This window comes from Paraburkholderia lebeckiae, assembly GCF_050436225.1.
Lineage (GTDB): Bacteria > Pseudomonadota > Gammaproteobacteria > Burkholderiales > Burkholderiaceae > Paraburkholderia > Paraburkholderia tuberum.
The window spans coordinates 1,937,389-1,953,981 of the sequence record NZ_JBNDLU010000002.1; the positions used below are offsets into that span (position 1 = coordinate 1,937,389).

At 65.2% G+C, this 16,593-nt stretch carries 16 protein-coding genes; 9 read left to right on the forward strand and 7 right to left on the reverse strand.

Going from position 1 to position 16,593, the window contains the following annotated elements:
- Window positions 1–124 precede the first annotated feature (124 nt).
- Complete coding sequence (locus OKW45_RS23525; protein ID WP_018418150.1) at window positions 125–655, reverse strand: Rrf2 family transcriptional regulator; 531 nt, start codon at window positions 653–655, stop codon at window positions 125–127.
- Between the two features lie 252 nt (window positions 656–907).
- On the opposite strand from OKW45_RS23525, the gene OKW45_RS23530 reads away from it, so the two are divergent.
- Complete coding sequence (locus tag OKW45_RS23530) at window positions 908–1,462, forward strand: group III truncated hemoglobin (RefSeq protein ID WP_018418151.1); 555 nt, start codon at window positions 908–910, stop codon at window positions 1,460–1,462.
- 74 nt (window positions 1,463–1,536) lie between these two features.
- On the opposite strand, the gene OKW45_RS23535 is transcribed toward OKW45_RS23530, so the two are convergent.
- The 6 genes from OKW45_RS23535 to OKW45_RS23560 all read right to left on the reverse strand — a co-directional run bounded on the left by OKW45_RS23535 (window position 1,537) and on the right by OKW45_RS23560 (window position 8,012).
- Window positions 1,537–2,013: a molybdenum cofactor biosynthesis protein MoaE gene (locus OKW45_RS23535; RefSeq protein WP_429471446.1), complete on the reverse strand. Its 477-nt coding sequence runs from the start codon at window positions 2,011–2,013 to the stop codon at window positions 1,537–1,539.
- A gap of 56 nt (window positions 2,014–2,069) precedes the next feature.
- Entirely contained in the window at window positions 2,070–2,327 is a 258-nt protein-coding gene (gene moaD / locus OKW45_RS23540; protein ID WP_018418153.1) for a molybdopterin converting factor subunit 1, read from the reverse strand.
- A gap of 45 nt (window positions 2,328–2,372) precedes the next feature.
- On the reverse strand, window positions 2,373–3,626 hold the full coding sequence (locus OKW45_RS23545; protein WP_429471448.1) for a molybdopterin molybdotransferase MoeA: 1,254 nt from the start codon (window positions 3,624–3,626) through the stop codon (window positions 2,373–2,375).
- Window positions 3,627–3,870: 244 nt separating this feature from the next.
- Window positions 3,871–5,322, reverse strand: a complete 1,452-nt coding sequence (gene thrC / locus OKW45_RS23550) for a threonine synthase (RefSeq protein WP_018418155.1) — start codon at window positions 5,320–5,322, stop codon at window positions 3,871–3,873.
- Window positions 5,323–5,330: 8 nt separating this feature from the next.
- A complete protein-coding gene (locus tag OKW45_RS23555) occupies window positions 5,331–6,662 on the reverse strand; it encodes a homoserine dehydrogenase (RefSeq protein ID WP_429471450.1) in 1,332 nt (443 codons plus the stop codon).
- 102 nt (window positions 6,663–6,764) lie between these two features.
- Window positions 6,765–8,012 carry a pyridoxal phosphate-dependent aminotransferase gene (locus tag OKW45_RS23560; RefSeq protein WP_018418157.1) on the reverse strand — a complete coding sequence of 416 codons (1,248 nt, stop codon included), beginning with the start codon at window positions 8,010–8,012 and terminating at the stop codon, window positions 6,765–6,767.
- A 449-nt stretch (window positions 8,013–8,461) separates the two neighbouring features.
- Between OKW45_RS23560 and OKW45_RS23565 the strand changes: the two genes are divergently transcribed.
- The 8 genes from OKW45_RS23565 to OKW45_RS23600 all read left to right on the forward strand — a co-directional run bounded on the left by OKW45_RS23565 (window position 8,462) and on the right by OKW45_RS23600 (window position 16,454).
- Window positions 8,462–8,836 (forward strand): Mth938-like domain-containing protein, encoded by a 375-nt coding sequence (locus tag OKW45_RS23565; protein ID WP_018418158.1) that lies wholly within the window; start codon window positions 8,462–8,464, stop codon window positions 8,834–8,836.
- 109 nt (window positions 8,837–8,945) lie between these two features.
- Window positions 8,946–10,790: a glycosyltransferase family 39 protein gene (locus OKW45_RS23570; protein ID WP_429471452.1), complete on the forward strand. Its 1,845-nt coding sequence runs from the start codon at window positions 8,946–8,948 to the stop codon at window positions 10,788–10,790.
- A gap of 24 nt (window positions 10,791–10,814) precedes the next feature.
- Window positions 10,815–11,186, forward strand: coding sequence for an SMR family transporter (locus tag OKW45_RS23575; RefSeq protein WP_018418160.1), 372 nt, complete (start codon window positions 10,815–10,817; stop codon window positions 11,184–11,186).
- A 193-nt stretch (window positions 11,187–11,379) separates the two neighbouring features.
- On the forward strand, window positions 11,380–12,531 hold the full coding sequence (locus OKW45_RS23580) for a DegT/DnrJ/EryC1/StrS family aminotransferase (protein WP_429471454.1): 1,152 nt from the start codon (window positions 11,380–11,382) through the stop codon (window positions 12,529–12,531).
- Window positions 12,532–12,537: 6 nt separating this feature from the next.
- Window positions 12,538–13,581: a glycosyltransferase gene (locus tag OKW45_RS23585; protein WP_018418162.1), complete on the forward strand. Its 1,044-nt coding sequence runs from the start codon at window positions 12,538–12,540 to the stop codon at window positions 13,579–13,581.
- Window positions 13,578–14,507 (forward strand): formyltransferase, encoded by a 930-nt coding sequence (locus OKW45_RS23590; RefSeq protein ID WP_018418163.1) that lies wholly within the window; start codon window positions 13,578–13,580, stop codon window positions 14,505–14,507. Before OKW45_RS23585 ends, OKW45_RS23590 begins: the two co-directional genes overlap by 4 nt.
- On the forward strand, window positions 14,504–15,550 hold the full coding sequence (locus tag OKW45_RS23595) for a bifunctional UDP-4-keto-pentose/UDP-xylose synthase (protein WP_018418164.1): 1,047 nt from the start codon (window positions 14,504–14,506) through the stop codon (window positions 15,548–15,550). The genes OKW45_RS23590 and OKW45_RS23595 overlap by 4 nt, the downstream gene beginning before the upstream one ends.
- A gap of 10 nt (window positions 15,551–15,560) precedes the next feature.
- Window positions 15,561–16,454 (forward strand): polysaccharide deacetylase family protein, encoded by an 894-nt coding sequence (locus OKW45_RS23600; RefSeq protein ID WP_018418165.1) that lies wholly within the window; start codon window positions 15,561–15,563, stop codon window positions 16,452–16,454.
- Window positions 16,455–16,593 lie beyond the last annotated feature (139 nt).

The window sequence follows — 16,593 nt, forward strand, 5'->3', positions numbered from 1 at the left end:
AGGGTTTCAAGCGCTTTTTTGGCCTCGGTCGCAACTATTTAACATTTGAGCGCAAGAACTGCCGCGATCATTCCCCAGTGACGCGGTCGGGCGGGATCGCGCACCCGGGAGCCGGTCGGATATTCTAGTTCTTGTGGCCCAGCGTCGCCGGACTGCCGCCGCGCGTACTATCCGATGCCACCGGAATCGGCAGCGGCACCATCTGAATCGTGGAGCCCAACCCGAGCAATGCCGCGAGCGGACTTTTCGGTTGCGCGACTTCGCCGATCGTAAAACGATCGAGCTCGGCGAGAAAAGCGAGGTTTGCCGCCTGCAACGCGCCACGGAGCCGGCACTGCGTCGTGATGACGCAAGGTCGCTGTTGGCCCTGGCGGTCCGGCAGACAACCGACCAGCGCAAAGTCGCTTTCCGTGACCCGCACCACGTCGCCAACGGTCAGCGACAGCGATTGCGCGCCGAGCCGCAAGCCGCCGTTGCGGCCGCGCACGGTTTCGACCCAGCCGAGTTCGCCCAGCTGCTGCACGACCTTCATCAGATGGTTTTTCGAGATGCCGTAGGCTTGCGAAATGTCCTGAATCGTCGATAATCCGTCGCCCCGCACCGCGAGGTACAGCAGCACGCGCAGCGCGTAATCCGTGTAGTCGGTAAGTCTCATAGGTCCTGGTATAGCTTGAAAGGCTGCGAGCAAGTGCCTTGAACGTCCCGATAACCGTGTCGACGCGAGGGTTGCCGGGAACGAGCGCTACGCCCTAACATGACTGGCTGGCTGGCGTCGCTCCCCGAATCGCGCTGCAAAACTGTTTCGGATAGCAATAGTAGCTTTTTCCGCATCAACCGTTTGTCAGAAAAACGGGGGGGCAAGGTTCAGTTCAGCCGACATCGGCAACCGCAATTTTCTGGAATCCGCATGAATCCGTCTTTCCCCGCCGCGCCGCCGGTCGAACGCGCGGCCGAACCCACCGACGCCAATATCCGCGACCTCGTCTATGGCTTTTACGATCGCGTGCGTGCCGACCCGCTGCTCGGTCCGGTCTTCGACGCGAAGCTCGCGGGCCGCTGGGACGACCATCTGCCGAAGATGTGCACATTCTGGAGCAGCCTCGTGCTCGGCGCGAAGCAGTATCGCGGCAACGTGCAGCAGGCGCATCAGCCGCTCGAAGGCATCGAGCCGCAGCATTTCAGCCGCTGGCTGTATCTGTTCCTCGATACGGTCGAATCGCGCTATCAACCGGCCGCGGCGGTCCGTTTCATGGAGCCGGCGCTGCGGATTGCGCAGAGTCTGCAGCTGAGCCGTTTCGGCTGGGATTACAAGATCCCGCCGGAGCAACAGGCGCTGCTCGAGCGGGTGGCGCCGAAGCGTCGGCCGCGAGATGGCGACGTTGACGACGATGGCGAGCATCCGTCACGGCCGGCTGGGGAGCCGTTCCCGGTGCCGATCATCGGACGCTCGCGGGACGAGTGAACGTCGGCCGGCGCCGACGCCCCTGACGCAAGGAGGCCGCGTGCGCCGTCGCAACTCCGCGGCCCGCGACGCGTTTACTCCGGAGTCCGATTTCCCGATTCGATTCCCCAGCGCGCGAGCGCGGCATCGTCGGTCACGCGCGCGTCGACCCAGCGCTCGCCCGCGTCGGTTTTCTCCTTCTTCCAGAATGGCGCTTCGGACTTCAGATAGTCCATCACGAATTCACACGACGCAAACGCGTCGCCGCGATGCGCGGCCGTCGTCGCAACGAGCACGATCTGATCGAGCGGATACAGCTTGCCGACGCGATGCACGATCAGCACCTCGATGCCCGGCCAGCGTTCGCGCGCACGCTCGACGATCGCCTCGAGCGACTTCTCCGTCATGCCCGGATAATGCTCGAGCTCCATCGTCTCGACCGCGCTGCCCTCGTTGAGATCGCGCACGGTGCCGACGAAGCACGCGACCGCGCCGATGCTCGGATTGCGCGCGCGCAGCGCGGCCACCTCGGCACTGAGGTCGAAGTCTTCGGTCTGGACGCGAACGGGCATGGACGGCTCCTGAGGGCTTTTGTCGCTGGCGTGAACGTGATGTGCGAGAGCGCCGCTCAGCCGCCGGTGACGGGCGGAAAGAACGCGACCTCGCAGCCCTCGGTGATGCGCGTGCTCGCGCCGGTCATCACGTGGTTGCAGGCCGTGCGCAGCGCGCGGCCTTCGGCGAGCGTCTCGGCCCAGATGCCGCCACGCACGCGCAGCCACGCGCGCACATCGCCGACGGTCGCGATGCCGTCGGGCACCTCGACGCTTTCGTCGGACGTATTGAGCGCTTCACGCACGCTCGCAAAGTATCGGAGTTCAATCTTCATCGGGATACCGCCGGTCTACGCCGCGCATGGCGCGGACGACCGGCCTCAGTTCAACAGTTCGGAAAACGGAATGAAGCGCACGGTTTCGCCGGCGCTGATCGCGTGGTTCGGCGGATTGTCGATCAGACCGTCGCCCCACACGGTCGACGTCAACACGGCCGAACTCTGATTGGCAAACAGATCGAGCCCTCCCGCCACGTTGACGCGCGCGCGCAGGAACTCGTTGCGGCGATCGGCCTTGCCCTGCGTGAAGTCCGCACGCAGCGACAGCGCGCGCGGCGCGACCGCCTGCACGCCGGCCAGCCGCAGTACGAACGGACGCACGAACAGCAGGAACGTCACGAAGCTCGACACCGGATTGCCGGGCAGGCCGATGAAAAACGTTTCGGCCGGCTCGCCCCCATTTGCACCCCCCGCACCACCCGCACCACCCGCACCACCCGCACCACGCCGCACCGCGCCGAACGCGAGCGGCTTTCCCGGCTTCATGGCGATCTGCCACATCGACAGACGCCCTTCGGCCTCCACCGCTGGCTTCACGTGATCCTCCTCGCCGACCGACACGCCGCCGCAGGTGAGAATCAGATCGTGCGCCTCGGCGGCTTCGCGCAGCGTCGCGCGGGTCGCGTCGAGTTGATCGGCGACGATGCCATAGTCGGTCACGTCGCAGCCTAGCTTCTCGAGCAGGCCGCGCAGCGTGAAGCGATTCGAGTTGTAGATCGCGCCGGGCTTCAGCGGCTCGCCGGGCATCGTCAGTTCGTCGCCGGTGAAGAATACGGCGACCTTCACGCGGCGGCGCACCTCGAGCCGCGCGCATCCGACCGACGCGGCAAGTCCCAACGCCTGCGGCGTGAGCCGCGTGCCGGCCGGCAGGATCACCGAGCCCGCGCGAATATCGGCGCCCTGCGCGGTGATCCACTCGCCCGCCTGCGGCCGATGCACGATCGTCACCTCGTCGCCAGCCACCTCGGTCTGCTCCTGCATCACGACCGCGTCCGCGCCGGCGGGCACCGTCGCGCCGGTGAAGATGCGTGCCGCGCTGTTGGGCGCGAGCGGCGTCGGCGCATGGCCGGCCGCAATGCGTTGCGAGACCGGCAGGCGGCTGCCGTGCGCGAGATCGGCGATACGGACCGCGTAGCCGTCCATCGCGCTCGTGTTCATCGGCGGCACGTCGAGCGGCGACGTGACGTCGGCGGCGAGCACGCGATTCAGCGCGTCGAGCGTCGGCAGCGTTTCGATACCGTCGAGCGCGCGCGCGGCGTCGAGCAGGATCGCCAGCGCATCGGCAGTGGCGAGCATCGGGGCGCGGGGCGTGGGTGTGGACATCTGGAGGGTGGAAGCCGCAGGTTAAAAGAACATTGTAGCGGCCGATGCCGTTGGCCTGGGCAGCCGGGCGTTATGGGGAGCTTTTTGTGTTTTTCGATGCGCGGCCGCGGAGGGTGCGGCCAGCGTTTTCTCGTAGTCCGGGCGTGGGCGTCGATCAACGTGAATCGACGCGGCATCCCGCGTGAGCCGTAAAACGGCTCACGCGGCCCGCTCGCCTCTATTCGCCGGTATTCGCGACGATGAAGTCCTTCACCCGCTGCGCATCCGCGGGCACGACCTCGAAGCGCTGCGGCAATGACTCGAGCCCCGAGAACGCCGCCGGCCGCTCCGGCTCGCGCAGCAGCGCCTCGCGGATCGTCTCGCCGAACTTGATCGGCTGCGCGGTCTCGAGCACGATCATCGGAATGCCGGGCTGCAGATGCTCCCGTGCGACCTTCACGCCGTCGGCCGTGTGCGTGTCGATCATCGTGTCGTAACGCTGGAACACGTCGCGGATCGTGTCGACGCGGGTGTCGTGGCTGCTGCTGCCCGACACGAAACCGAACTCCCTTACGCGCGCGAAGTCGCCACTTGCCGCGAGATCGAAACCGCCCTTCCCCTCGACGTCGCGGAACAGTTGCAGCACGCGCGCCGGATCGCGGCCGAGCAGGTCGTACACGAAGCGCTCGAAGTTCGATGCCTTCGAGATGTCCATGCTCGGGCTGCTCGTGTGATACGTCTCGGCCGCCTTGCGTACGCGGTAAATACCAGTGCGGAAGAACTCGTCGAGCACGTCGTTCTCGTTGGTCGCGACGACGAGCTTCTCGATCGGCAGACCCATCATGCGGGCGATATGACCCGCGCATACGTTGCCGAAGTTGCCCGACGGCACCGTGAACGACACGCGCTCGGCGTTCGACTTCGTCGCGGCAAAGTAGCCCTTGAAGTAATAGACGACCTGCGCGACGACACGCGCCCAGTTGATCGAATTGACCGTGCCGATCTTGTACTTCGCCTTGAACGCGTGATCGTTCGACACCGCCTTCACAATGTCCTGCGCGTCGTCGAACACGCCTTCCACCGCGAGGTTGAAGATGTTCGGGTCTTGCAGGCTGTACATCTGCGCGGTCTGGAACGCGCTCATCTTTTTGTGCGGCGACAGCATGAACACGCGGATGCCCTTCTTGCCGCGCATCGCGTATTCAGCGGCGCTGCCGGTGTCGCCCGACGTCGCGCCGAGAATGTTCAGCGTTTCGCCATGCTTCGCGAGCGCGTACTCGAACAGGTTGCCGATCAGCTGCATTGCCATGTCCTTGAACGCGAGCGTCGGACCGTTCGACAGTTCGAGCAGCGACAGCGGCGCGCCGTCTTCGACGCCGAGCGTCTTCAGCGGCGTGATCTGCGCGGCGCTTTCGTCGTCGCGCACGTTGCAGTAGGTCGCGGCCGTATAGGTCTTGCGCGTCAGTGCGCGCAGGTCGTCGGCGGGAATGTCGTCGCAGAACTTCGACAGGATCTCGAAGGCGAGATCCGCGTACGGCAGCGTGCGCCAGCGCGTGAGTTCGTCCGCGGCGACGCGCGGATAGTCGGCCGGCAGATACAGGCCGCCGTCTTTCGCGAGACCGCCGAGCAGGATGTCGGAGAAGGTATGGCGCTCGCCGGCTCCGGCGCCGCGCGTGGAGAGGTAGTTCATAGTTCGGCCTAGTTCAGCGCTTCCATGCGCAGCTTCGTGACTTGCGAGACGACGGTCTGCAGCGCCTCGATCGACCTGATCGCGGCATTGACCTGCTTTTCGACCGTCTCGTGCGTGATCAGCAGAATGTCGGTTTCGCCCTTGCCGTTCGCGTCGACGAGCTCCGATTCCTTTTGCAGCAGCGCGTCGATCGAAATGCCGCTGTCCGCCAGAATGCGCGTGATGTCGGCGAGCACGCCGGTCACGTCGGCGACGCGCAGACGCAGGTAGTAGCCGCTCGTGACTTCTTCGATCGGCAGGATCGGGGTGTTCGACAGGCTGTCCGGCTGGAATGCCAGATGCGGCACGCGGTGCTCAGGGTCGGCCGTGTGCAGACGCGTCACGTCGACGAGATCGGCGACCACGGCGGAAGCCGTCGGCTCGGCGCCCGCGCCCTTGCCGTAGTACAGCGTCGTGCCGACCGCGTCGCCGTGCACGACGACCGCGTTCATCGCGCCTTCCACGTTGGCGAGCAGACGCTTTTCCGGAATCAGTGTGGGGTGCACGCGCAGCTCGATGCCCTTGTCGGTGCGTCGCGTGATGCCGAGCAGCTTGATGCGGTAGCCGAGTTCCTCGGCGTATTTGATGTCGATCGCGGCGAGCTTGCTGATCCCCTCGACGTACGCGCGGTCGAACTGCACCGGCACGCCGAACGCGATCGCGCTCATGATCGTCGCTTTGTGCGCCGCGTCGACGCCCTCGATGTCGAAGGTCGGGTCGGCTTCCGCGTAGCCGAGCTCCTGCGCGGCCTTCAGCGCGGTCGCGAAATCGAGCCCACGGTCACGCATCTCCGACAGGATGTAGTTCGTCGTGCCGTTGATGATGCCCGCGATGTACTGGATGCGGTTCGCCGTCAGCCCTTCGCGCAGTGCCTTGATGATCGGAATGCCACCCGCCACCGCCGCCTCGAACGCGACCATCACGCCGTTCGCGCGCGCCGCCTCGAAAATCTCCGTGCCATGCACGGCGAGCAGCGCCTTGTTGGCGGTGACCACATGCTTGCCGTTGTTGATCGCGCGCAGCACGAGCTCGCGCGCGATGCCGGTGCCGCCGATCATTTCCGCGACGATCGCGATCGAGGGATCGCCGACGACCGCGTTGAAGTCATCGGTCAGCGCCACGCTGCCGGCTTCGCCGCCGAGCGCCGCGGTCGCCTTGGCCGGGTTGCGCACGGCAATGCGCGCAATCTCGATGCCGCGACCCGCGCGACGTTTGATTTCTTCCTGATTGCGGCGCAGTACCGTGAAGGTGCCGCAGCCTACCGTGCCGAAGCCCAGCAGTCCAACTTTGATTGGTTCCATGCAGCGTGTGTTTCTAGTAGAGGTTTGAAAAGGGTGTCGGGGGTGGCACGAGCGGCGCGCCTCATTTGCCACATCACGCGCCACATCGTACGCGAGGCCGGCTCAGGCTGTGTGACGCTTGCGGTAGCCGTCGAGGAAGCGCGCGATCCGGTTGATCGAATCCGCGAGGTCGTCGACGTTCGGCAGGAACACGACGCGGAAGTGATCCGGCGTCTTCCAGTTGAAGCCGGTGCCCTGCACGAGCAGCACGCGCTCTTCGAGCAGCAGGTCGAGGATGAACTGCTGATCGTTCTGGATCGGATACACCTTCGGGTCGAGGCGCGGGAACATGTACAGCGCCGCTTCCGGCTTCACGCAGCTCACGCCGGGGATCGCCGTGAGCATGTCGTAGGCGAGCTCGCGCTGTTTGTACAGGCGCCCGCCCGGCACGATCAGGTCGTTGATGCTTTGATAGCCGCCGAGCGCGGTCTGGATCGCGTACTGGCCGGGCACGTTCGGGCACAGCCGCATCGACGCGAGGATGCCGAGCCCCTCCAGATAGTCTTTCGCGAGCCGGCGGTTCTCGCCGATCAGGCCCGAAATGGCCATCCAGCCGGCGCGATAGCCGCACGAGCGGTAGCTCTTCGACAGGCTGTTGAACGTGACGGTCAGCACGTCTTCGGACAGCGACGCCATCGACGTGTGCGTCTTGCCGTCGTAGACGATCTTGTCGTAGACCTCGTCGGCGAAGATCACGAGGCCGTGCTGGCGCGCGATCTCGATCAGGCCGAGCAGCAGTTCGTCCGAATACAGCGCGCCGGTCGGATTGTTCGGGTTGATGACGACGAGCGCACGCGTGTTCGGCGTGATTTTCGCGCGGATGTCATCGAGGTCGGGCATCCAGCTATTCGACTCGTCGCAGATGTAGTGCACCGGCGTGCCGCCCGCGAGGCTCACGCCGGCGGTCCACAGCGGGTAATCGGGCGCGGGCAGCAGCACTTCGTCGCCGTCGTTGACGAGGCCCTGGAGCGCCATCACGATCAGCTCGGACGCGCCGTTGCCGATGTAGACGTCGTCCAGCTCGACGCCATGCACGCCCTTTTGCTGCGTGTAGTGCATGATCGCCTTGCGCGCGGCGAACACGCCCTTCGAGTCGGAGTAGCCCGACGAGCTGGGCAGGTTCAGGATCATGTCCTGAATGATCTCGTCCGGCGCCTCGAAGCCGAACGGCGCCAGATTGCCGATGTTCAGCTTGATGATGCGGTGACCCTCTTCTTCGAGCCGCTTCGCATGTTCGAGGACGGGCCCGCGAATGTCGTAGCAGACATTCAACAACTTGTTTGATTTGAGAATCGGTTTCACGGCGGGCACTTCATCCTGGTTGATGGCTGGGGCAAACCTTGGGCAAACGGGGCCTGGCTGACGACGCCGGGCCGCTCTGATTCGCCGCTACGGGGAATTCGGACGCGGCGGCGACGGCGGCCAGCCGCGAAATGGGGTCGAACTGTCGAGCGGCCGCGGCTTTCCGGGTTCCGGCGTGGAAAAAACGCAGCGAAAGCGGGCGATGCCAACCCAGGTAGCCGGTGGGCCACGCCGATGCGCCCAGCGCGGCTTGTGGCGGCACTTGAGCGAGGGGCGCCGCAAGGCGGCTAAAAAGTTATAATTTAGCGGATTTTGGCCGACTTCCGCAATGCACCACCCGCATCGGCAAGCCTTTTCGGCCTTCTCGTGTGCCACACGCGTCGAACCGCGCGGCCTGTGCGACGTGCAGTCAGGCCGGCAACACGCATGACGTCTCACGACGACTTCGGAAAACCAATTTGAAATTACATCAGGATTCCAGCGGCGCGCTCAATACCGTTACCGGCTACGGCGCCGACTACGTCGAAATCAATCTGGTGCGTCACGCGGGCAGTATTCTCGTGCTGCCGGACGCGCCGGTCATTCCCTGGCCCGTCTCGTCGTTCGAGCAGTTGAGCGCCGAGCATTTCGCGATGCTGGTCGACGCCGCGCCCGAAGTGGTCGTGTTCGGCAGCGGCGAGCGGCTGCGCTTTCCGCACCCGCGCCTGACCGCCGCGCTGAGCGCGAAACGCATCGGCGTAGAAACGATGGACTTCAAGGCCGCCTGCCGCACCTACAACATTCTGATGGCCGAGGGCCGCAAGGTCGCGGCCGCGTTGCTGATCGAGGCCTGAGCGTGCCCGGCGCCGGTGCATCCCGCGCCGGCGCGCCCGGCCGGCCCGGTTCTGCCCCCCGCGTCGCGCCCGTGCGCGCGCCGTCGATAACAAGAAGGGTTGATATTTCATGAACGATACGCCGTCGAGGCTACCGCTCAACCGCACCGCGATCCTGTTGCTGGTGCTGGTTCTCGCCGTGATCTGGTTCGTGCCGCTCGGCTGGCGCCATCTGCTGCCGAGCGACGAAGGCCGCTACGCCGAAATGGCGCGCGAAATGTTCCTGACCGGCGACTGGATCACGCCGCGCTACAACGCCTACAAGTACTTCGAGAAGCCGCCGCTGCAAACGTGGGCGAACGCACTCACGTTCGCGTGGTTCGGCATCGGCGAATGGCAGGCGCGCCTCTATACCGCGCTGACGGGCTTCGCCGGCGTGCTGCTGATCGGCTTTACCGGCGCCCGCGTGTTCAACGCCGCGACTGGCGTGTTCGCGGCACTCGTGCTCGCCTGTTCGCCGTACTGGAACCTGATGGGCCACTTCAATACGCTCGACATGGGCCTGTCGCTCTGGATGGCGCTCACGCTGTGCGCGCTGCTGCTCGCCCAGCGCCCGAACCTGCGGCCCCCATGCGTGCGCGGCTGGATGTGGGTGTGCTGGGCGTCGATGGCGCTGGCGGTGCTCTCCAAGGGCCTGGTCGGGATGATCCTGCCGGGCGCGGTGCTGGTGCTGTATACGCTGATCGCGCGCGACTGGGCGCTGTGGAAGCGTCTGCATCTGGTGAGCGGGCTGATCGTTTTTTTCGCGATCGTGACGCCGTGGTTCGTCCTCGTGCAGCAGCGCAATCCGGAATTCCTGAACTTCTTCTTCGTCGTTCAGCAGTTCAAGCGCTATCTGACGCCCGAGCAGAATCGCCCCGGCGCGTTCTACTACTTCGTGCCAGTGCTGCTGGTGGGCTTCCTGCCATGGCTGTCGGTAACCGTGCAAAGCGTGCGCCACGCGTGGCGCCAGCCGCGTCAGCCGAACGGCTTCGCGCCGGTCACGCTGATGCTCACATGGATCGTCTTCATTTTCCTGTTCTTCAGCGCGTCGCACTCGAAGCTGCTGTCCTACACGCTGCCGATCGCGCCGCCGATCGCGATGCTGATCGGCATGTATCTGCCGCTCGTCACGCGCGAGCAGCTGCGCCGGCATCTGGCGGGCTACGCGCTGTTTTTCGTGATCGCCGCGTTCGCGGCGCTGTTCCTGCCGCGCTTCGGCACTGCGCGCAATCCAGCCGAGCTGTATGCCGAATACCGCGTGTGGGTGCTCGCCGCGCTAGCCGTCGCGTTCGTGCTCACGCTGTTCGCGCTGTGGTTGAACCGCCGCGGCCAGGGCGGCGTGGGCGCCAACGCGCGAGTCGGTCTCGGCAGCCTCGCCGCGTTCGGCGCGGGCTGGCTGCTGCTCGGCACCATCGCGGGCACCGGCCACGACGTGTTCGGGCGCCTGAGCTCCGGCGCGCCGCTCGCGCCCGCGATCAAGGCCGAACTCGCGAAGCTGCCGCCCGACACGCCGTTCTACTCGGTCGGCGTGCTCGACCACACGCTGCCGTTCTACATCGGCCACACGATGATCATGGTCGCGCACCCGGACGAGCTCGCATTCGGCGTGTCCGTCGAGCCGCAAAAATGGGTGCCGACGGTCGACGCGTGGATCGAGCGCTGGAAGGCCGATCGCTACGCGCTCGCGCTGATCCCGCCGCCGACCTACGACCGCCTCGTCAAGCAAGGCGTGCCGATGCAGGTGATCGCGCGCGATCCGCGCCGCGTGGTGGTGATGAAGCCGCTCGTCGACGCGGCTCCCGCCGCCGCCCCGGCCGCAGCGGCGGCAGCAGCACCCGCTACCCCCACTATCGCCGCCTCGGCAGTCGTCGAAGTGAGGTCCGCAGCATCGGCCACGCCGGCCCCCGTCTCCACGCCCGCGGCAAAGCCCTAACCCTTTCGAGAACCAGACCGTTCGATGAACCCGATTTCCCTGTTCTGCATCCTGGCCGGCGTCACGCTGAACGCCGGCGCGCAGCTGCTGCTCAAGGCCGGCACGAATGCCGTTGGACACTTCGAATTCACCCGTGCGAACATCCTGCCCATCGGCTTCAAGCTGGCAACCCAGCCGCCGATCATCGGCGGGCTCGCCTGCTACGTGATTAGCGTGGCGGTGTGGATCATCGGGCTCTCGCGCGTGGACGTGTCGATCGCCTATCCGATGCTGTCACTTGGCTACGTCGTCAACGCGATTGCCGCGTGGTACCTGTTCGGCGAAGTGATGTCGGTGCAGAAGCTGATCGGCATCGGCATCATTCTCGTCGGCGTCGTCGTGCTCGCGCGCAGCTAGGCGCGGTGCCCAGCGTAGGAAGCCGCGCGGCACACGCGCCGCCTAAGCCTGACGTAAGGTAGGCCGCGGTAAGCTGAGCGGTTGCGTTTTTTAAGCCGCGGCCTTGGGTTTGCGGGTAGTTTGTGGTTTACTTCGCGCCCATCGTACTTCGCGCCTGTCGGGCCGCGCCCCTTTCAATCGAGCGATGCATTCAATGAGCCAGTCACAAGTCCCGTTTTTGCCGTTTGTCAAACCCGAGATCGACGAGGAAACGATCCAGGGCGTCGCCGACGTGCTGCGTTCCGGCTGGATCACCACCGGCCCGCAGAACCAGAAGTTCGAGGCCGCGCTGTCCGAGTTCTGCGGCGGCCGCCCGGTGCGCACCTTCAATTCTGGTACCGCGACGCTCGAAATCGGCCTGCGCATCGCCGGCGTCGGTCCCGGCGACGAAGTGATCACGACGCCGGCCACCTGGGTGTCGACCAGCAACGTGATCCTCGAAACCGGCGCGACGCCAGTGTTCGCCGACATCGACCCGATCACGCGCAACATCGATCTCGACCTGCTCGAAAAAGCGATCACGCCGCGCACCAAGGCGTTGCTGCCAGTGTTCCTGTCGGGCCTGCCGGTCGACATGGACCGTCTGTACGGGATCGCCCGCGCGCACGAGCTGCGCGTGATCGAAGACGCCGCGCAGGCATTCGGCTCCACCTGGAATGGCGAGCGCATCGGCAAGCTCGGCGACATCGTGTCGTTCAGCTTCCACGCGAACAAGAACCTGACCTCGGTCGAAGGCGGCGCGCTGGTGCTGAACAACGAGGAAGAAGCGGTGCTCGCGCAGAAGTACCGCCTGCAGGGCATCACGCGCACCGGCTTCGACGGCATGGACTGCGACGTGCTCGGCGGCAAGTACAACCTGACCGACGTCGCCGCGCGTGTCGGCCTCGGCCAGCTGCCGCATCTCGAGCGCTTCATCGCGCAGCGCAAGAAGCTCGTGCGCGCGTACTTCGCGCAACTCGAAGGCGGCGCGGCCGTTAAGCTCGGCGTCGGCCTGCCGCCCGCGGACTTCGAAAACAGCAACTGGCACATGTTCCAGATCACGCTGCCGCTCGAAAAACTGTCGATCGACCGCGCCGGCTTCATGGGCGAGCTGAAGGAGCGCGGCATCGGCTCGGGCGTGCACTACCCGGCGCTGCACCTGTTTTCCCTGTACCGCGCGCGCGGCTTCAAGGAAGGCATGTTCCCGCACGCGGAGCGCTTCGGCGCCACCACCGTCACGCTGCCACTCTTCACGCTGATGAACGAAGGCGACGTCGAGCGCGTGTGCCGCGCGGTCAACGAAATTTGCGAACACTACGGAAAATAAGCGGACATGACTTATTCGGAACATCGCGCCGTCGCACCGGAAGTGTCGATCATCATTCCGGTGTACAACGAGGAAGCCGGACTGGCCGCGCTGTTCGCGCGCCTCTATCCGGCGCTCGACGCGCTCGGCACCGGTTATGAAGTGATCTTCATCAACGACGGCAGCCGCGACAAATCCGCGGCGCTGCTCGCCGGGCAGTTCCGCGCGCGCCCCGACACCACGCGCGTGATCCTGCTGAACGGCAACTACGGCCAGCACATGGCAATTCTCGCGGGCTTCGAGCAGTCACGCGGCGACATCGTGATCACGCTCGACGCCGACCTGCAGAATCCGCCCGAGGAAATCGGCAAGCTCGTCGCGAAGATGCGCGAGGGCTTCGACTACGTCGGCACGATCCGTCGGCAGCGCCAGGACAGCCTGTGGCGCCGCAAGGCGTCGCGCGCGATGAATCATCTGCGCGAGCGCATCACGCGCATCAAGATGACCGACCAGGGCTGCATGCTGCGCGCCTACAGCCGCCATATCGTCGATACGATCAACCGCTGCGGCGAAATCAACACGTTCATTCCGGCGCTCGCGTACACGTTCGCGCAGAATCCGGTGGAAATCGAGGTCGCGCACGAGGAACGCTTCGCCGGTGAGTCGAAGTACTCGCTGTACTCGCTGATCCGTCTGAATTTCGACCTCGTCACCGGCTTCTCGGTGGTGCCGCTGCAATGGCTGTCGTTCATCGGCGTGATCCTGTCGCTAGGGTCCGCGGCGCTGTTCGTCCTGCTGCTGATTCGCCGTTTCATCATCGGCGCGGAAGTGCAAGGTGTGTTCACGCTGTTCGCCATCACGTTCTTCCTGCTCGGCGTGATCATCTTCGCGCTCGGCCTGCTCGGTGAATACATCGGCCGGATCTATCAGCAGGTGCGTGCGCGGCCGCGTTATCTGGTGCAGACCATTCTCGAGGAACGCGACGGCGGGGCCGTCGCCGAAGCGCCGCGTCAGACCGTCGTGCAAGGCGTGCAGCCGGTGCCGGTCGCCGACCAGGGACACCATCCATGAAGCCACGCGCCGTCGTATTCGCGTATCACAACGTCGGCGTGCGCTGCCTGCAGGTGCTGCTCGCGCGCGGCGTCGAGGTCGCGCTCGTCGTGACCCACGAAGACAACCCGAGCGAGAACATCTGGTTCGGCAGCGTCGCTTCGGTGGCAGCCGAGCACGGCATTGCCGTCGTCACGCCGGCCGATCCGAAGAGCCCCGAACTGCGCGCCGCGGTGAGCGCCGCGCGGCCGGACTTCATCTTCTCGTTCTACTACCGCCACATGTTGCCGCTCGACCTGCTCGCGATCTCCGCACGGGGCGCTTACAACATGCACGGCTCGCTGTTACCGAAGTATCGTGGCCGCGTGCCGACCAACTGGGCGGTGCTCAACGGCGAAAGCGAAACCGGCGCAACGCTGCACGAAATGGCCGCGAAGCCCGACGCCGGCGCGATCATTGCGCAAACCCCGGTGCCGATCCTGCCCGACGACACCGCCGCGCAGGTCTTCGACAAGGTGACGGTCGCCGCCGAGCAAACGCTGTGGCGCGTGCTGCCGGCGCTGCTCGCGGGCGAGGCGCCGCATCTGCCGAACGATCTCGCGCATGGCAGTTACTACGGCGGGCGCAAACCGGAAGACGGCCGCATCGACTGGAATCAGTCCGCGCAACAGGTCTACAACCTGATCCGCGCGGTCGCGCCGCCGTATCCGGGCGCTTTCACCGAGCTGAACGGGCGCCGTTTCATCGTCGCGCGCGCGCGTCTGGCCGCGCCCGGCGCGCTCCGCTCGGATTTGCCCCCGGGCCTGCACGTAAGCGATAATGCCGTTTTCGCGATCTGCGGCGACGGCCGCGCGATCAACATCCACGAATTGCGGCACCAGCACGGCGGCGGCGAGACTGACGTCAGTCCGGCGGAATTCGCCCAGCTCATCCAATCTCATTCATGAAAAAAGTCCTGATTCTGGGTGTCAATGGCTTCATCGGCCATCACCTGTCCAAACGCATTCTCGAAACGACCGACTGGGAAGTGTTCGGAATGGACATGCAGACCGAACGTCTCGGCGACCTCGTCAATCATGAGCGGATGCACTTCTTCGAAGGCGACATCACGATCAACAAGGAGTGGGTCGAGTACCACATCAAGAAGTGCGATGTGATTCTGCCGCTCGTCGCGATCGCCACGCCCGCAACGTATGTGAAGCAGCCGCTGCGCGTGTTCGAACTCGACTTCGAGGCGAACCTGCCGATCGTGCGTTCAGCCGTCAAGTACGGCAAGCATCTGGTGTTTCCGTCGACCTCCGAGGTCTACGGCATGTGCACGGACGAGCAGTTCGATCCGGAAGAATCGCAGCTGTCGTACGGCCCGATCAACAAGCCGCGCTGGATCTACGCGTGCTCGAAGCAACTGATGGACCGGGTGATCTGGGGCTACGGCATGGAAGGCCTGAACTTCACGCTGTTCCGTCCGTTCAACTGGATCGGCCCGGGCCTCGACTCGATCTACACGCCGAAGGAAGGTAGCTCGCGCGTGGTCACGCAGTTCCTCGGCCACATCGTGCGCGGCGAGAACATCAGCCTCGTCGATGGCGGCGCGCAGAAGCGCGCGTTCACGGACATCGACGACGGCATCAGCGCGCTGATGAAGATCATCGAGAACAAGAACGGCGTCGCCACCGGCAAGATCTATAACATCGGCAACCCGATCAACAACTTCTCGGTGCGTGAGCTCGCGCACAAGATGCTGGCACTCGCGGCCGAATTCCCCGAATACGCGGACTCGGCCAAGAAGGTGCAACTGGTCGAAACGTCGTCGGGCGCGTACTACGGCAACGGCTATCAGGACGTGCAGAACCGCGTGCCGAAGATCGACAATACGAAGCAGGAACTCAGCTGGGCACCCACGTCGACTTTCGACGAAGCGCTGCGCAAGATTTTCGAAGCGTATCGCGGCCACGTCGCGGAAGCCCGCGCACTCGTCGAACAGCAATAAGGGCGCGTCCTTGGCTCGCATCGTCCTGAAGATCGACGTCGACACGCTGCGCGGCACCCGCGAAGGCGTGCCGAATCTCGCGCGCATCTTCGACCGCTTCAAGGCGCGCGCCACCTTCCTGTTCAGCCTCGGGCCCGACCACACCGGTTGGGCGATGCGCCGCGTGCTGCGGCCGGGCTTTCTGAAGAAGGTGTCGCGCACGTCGGTGGTCGAGCATTACGGCGTCAGGCAGTTGATGTACGGCGTGCTGCTGCCCGCTCCGGACATCGGCGCGAAGGCCGCGGCCGAGATGCGAGCGATCCACGAAGCCGGCTTCGAGTGCGGCATCCATACGTGGGATCACGTGTACTGGCAGGACAACGTGCGCGCCAAAGATCGCGCGTGGACCGTCGCGCAGATGCAGCAGAGCCACGCGCGGTTCATCGAGATATTCGGCGCGCCGCCCGTCACGCACGGCGCCGCGGGCTGGCAGATGAACGGCCACGCGTTCGAGCAGATCGACGCGTGGGGCATGCGCTACGCTTCCGACGGCCGCGGACACTCGCCATATCTGCCGGTGGTCGACGGCAGGACGCTGAAGCACGTGCAGATGCCGACCACGCTCCCGACGCTCGACGAAGTGCTCGGTGTCGATGGTGTCGATACGCACAACGTCGCCGCGTGGATGCTGAAACAAACTGAAAAAAATCCGCACGACCAGGTGTTCACGCTGCACGCGGAACTCGAAGGACAGAAACTCGCGCCGGTTTTCGAACAGTTGCTCGAAGGCTGGCGCGCCCAGGGCCACACGTTCGCGACGATGGGCGATTACTACGCCACGCTAGACCGCGACACGCTGCCATCGTACCCTGTCGCGTGGGGCGAGATTGCGGGGCGCTCCGGCGAACTGATCGTCCAGCCCTGAAGGCCCGCGACGCGGGAGTCATTAGAAGGCGCGCCGCTAATTGCCTGTTGCCCGCCTGTTATCCGCTTCCTGCCGAGTCTGACGATCGGACAACCGCGCGCCGACCGTATTCCCGAACAACAACAACCTCGACGACAGA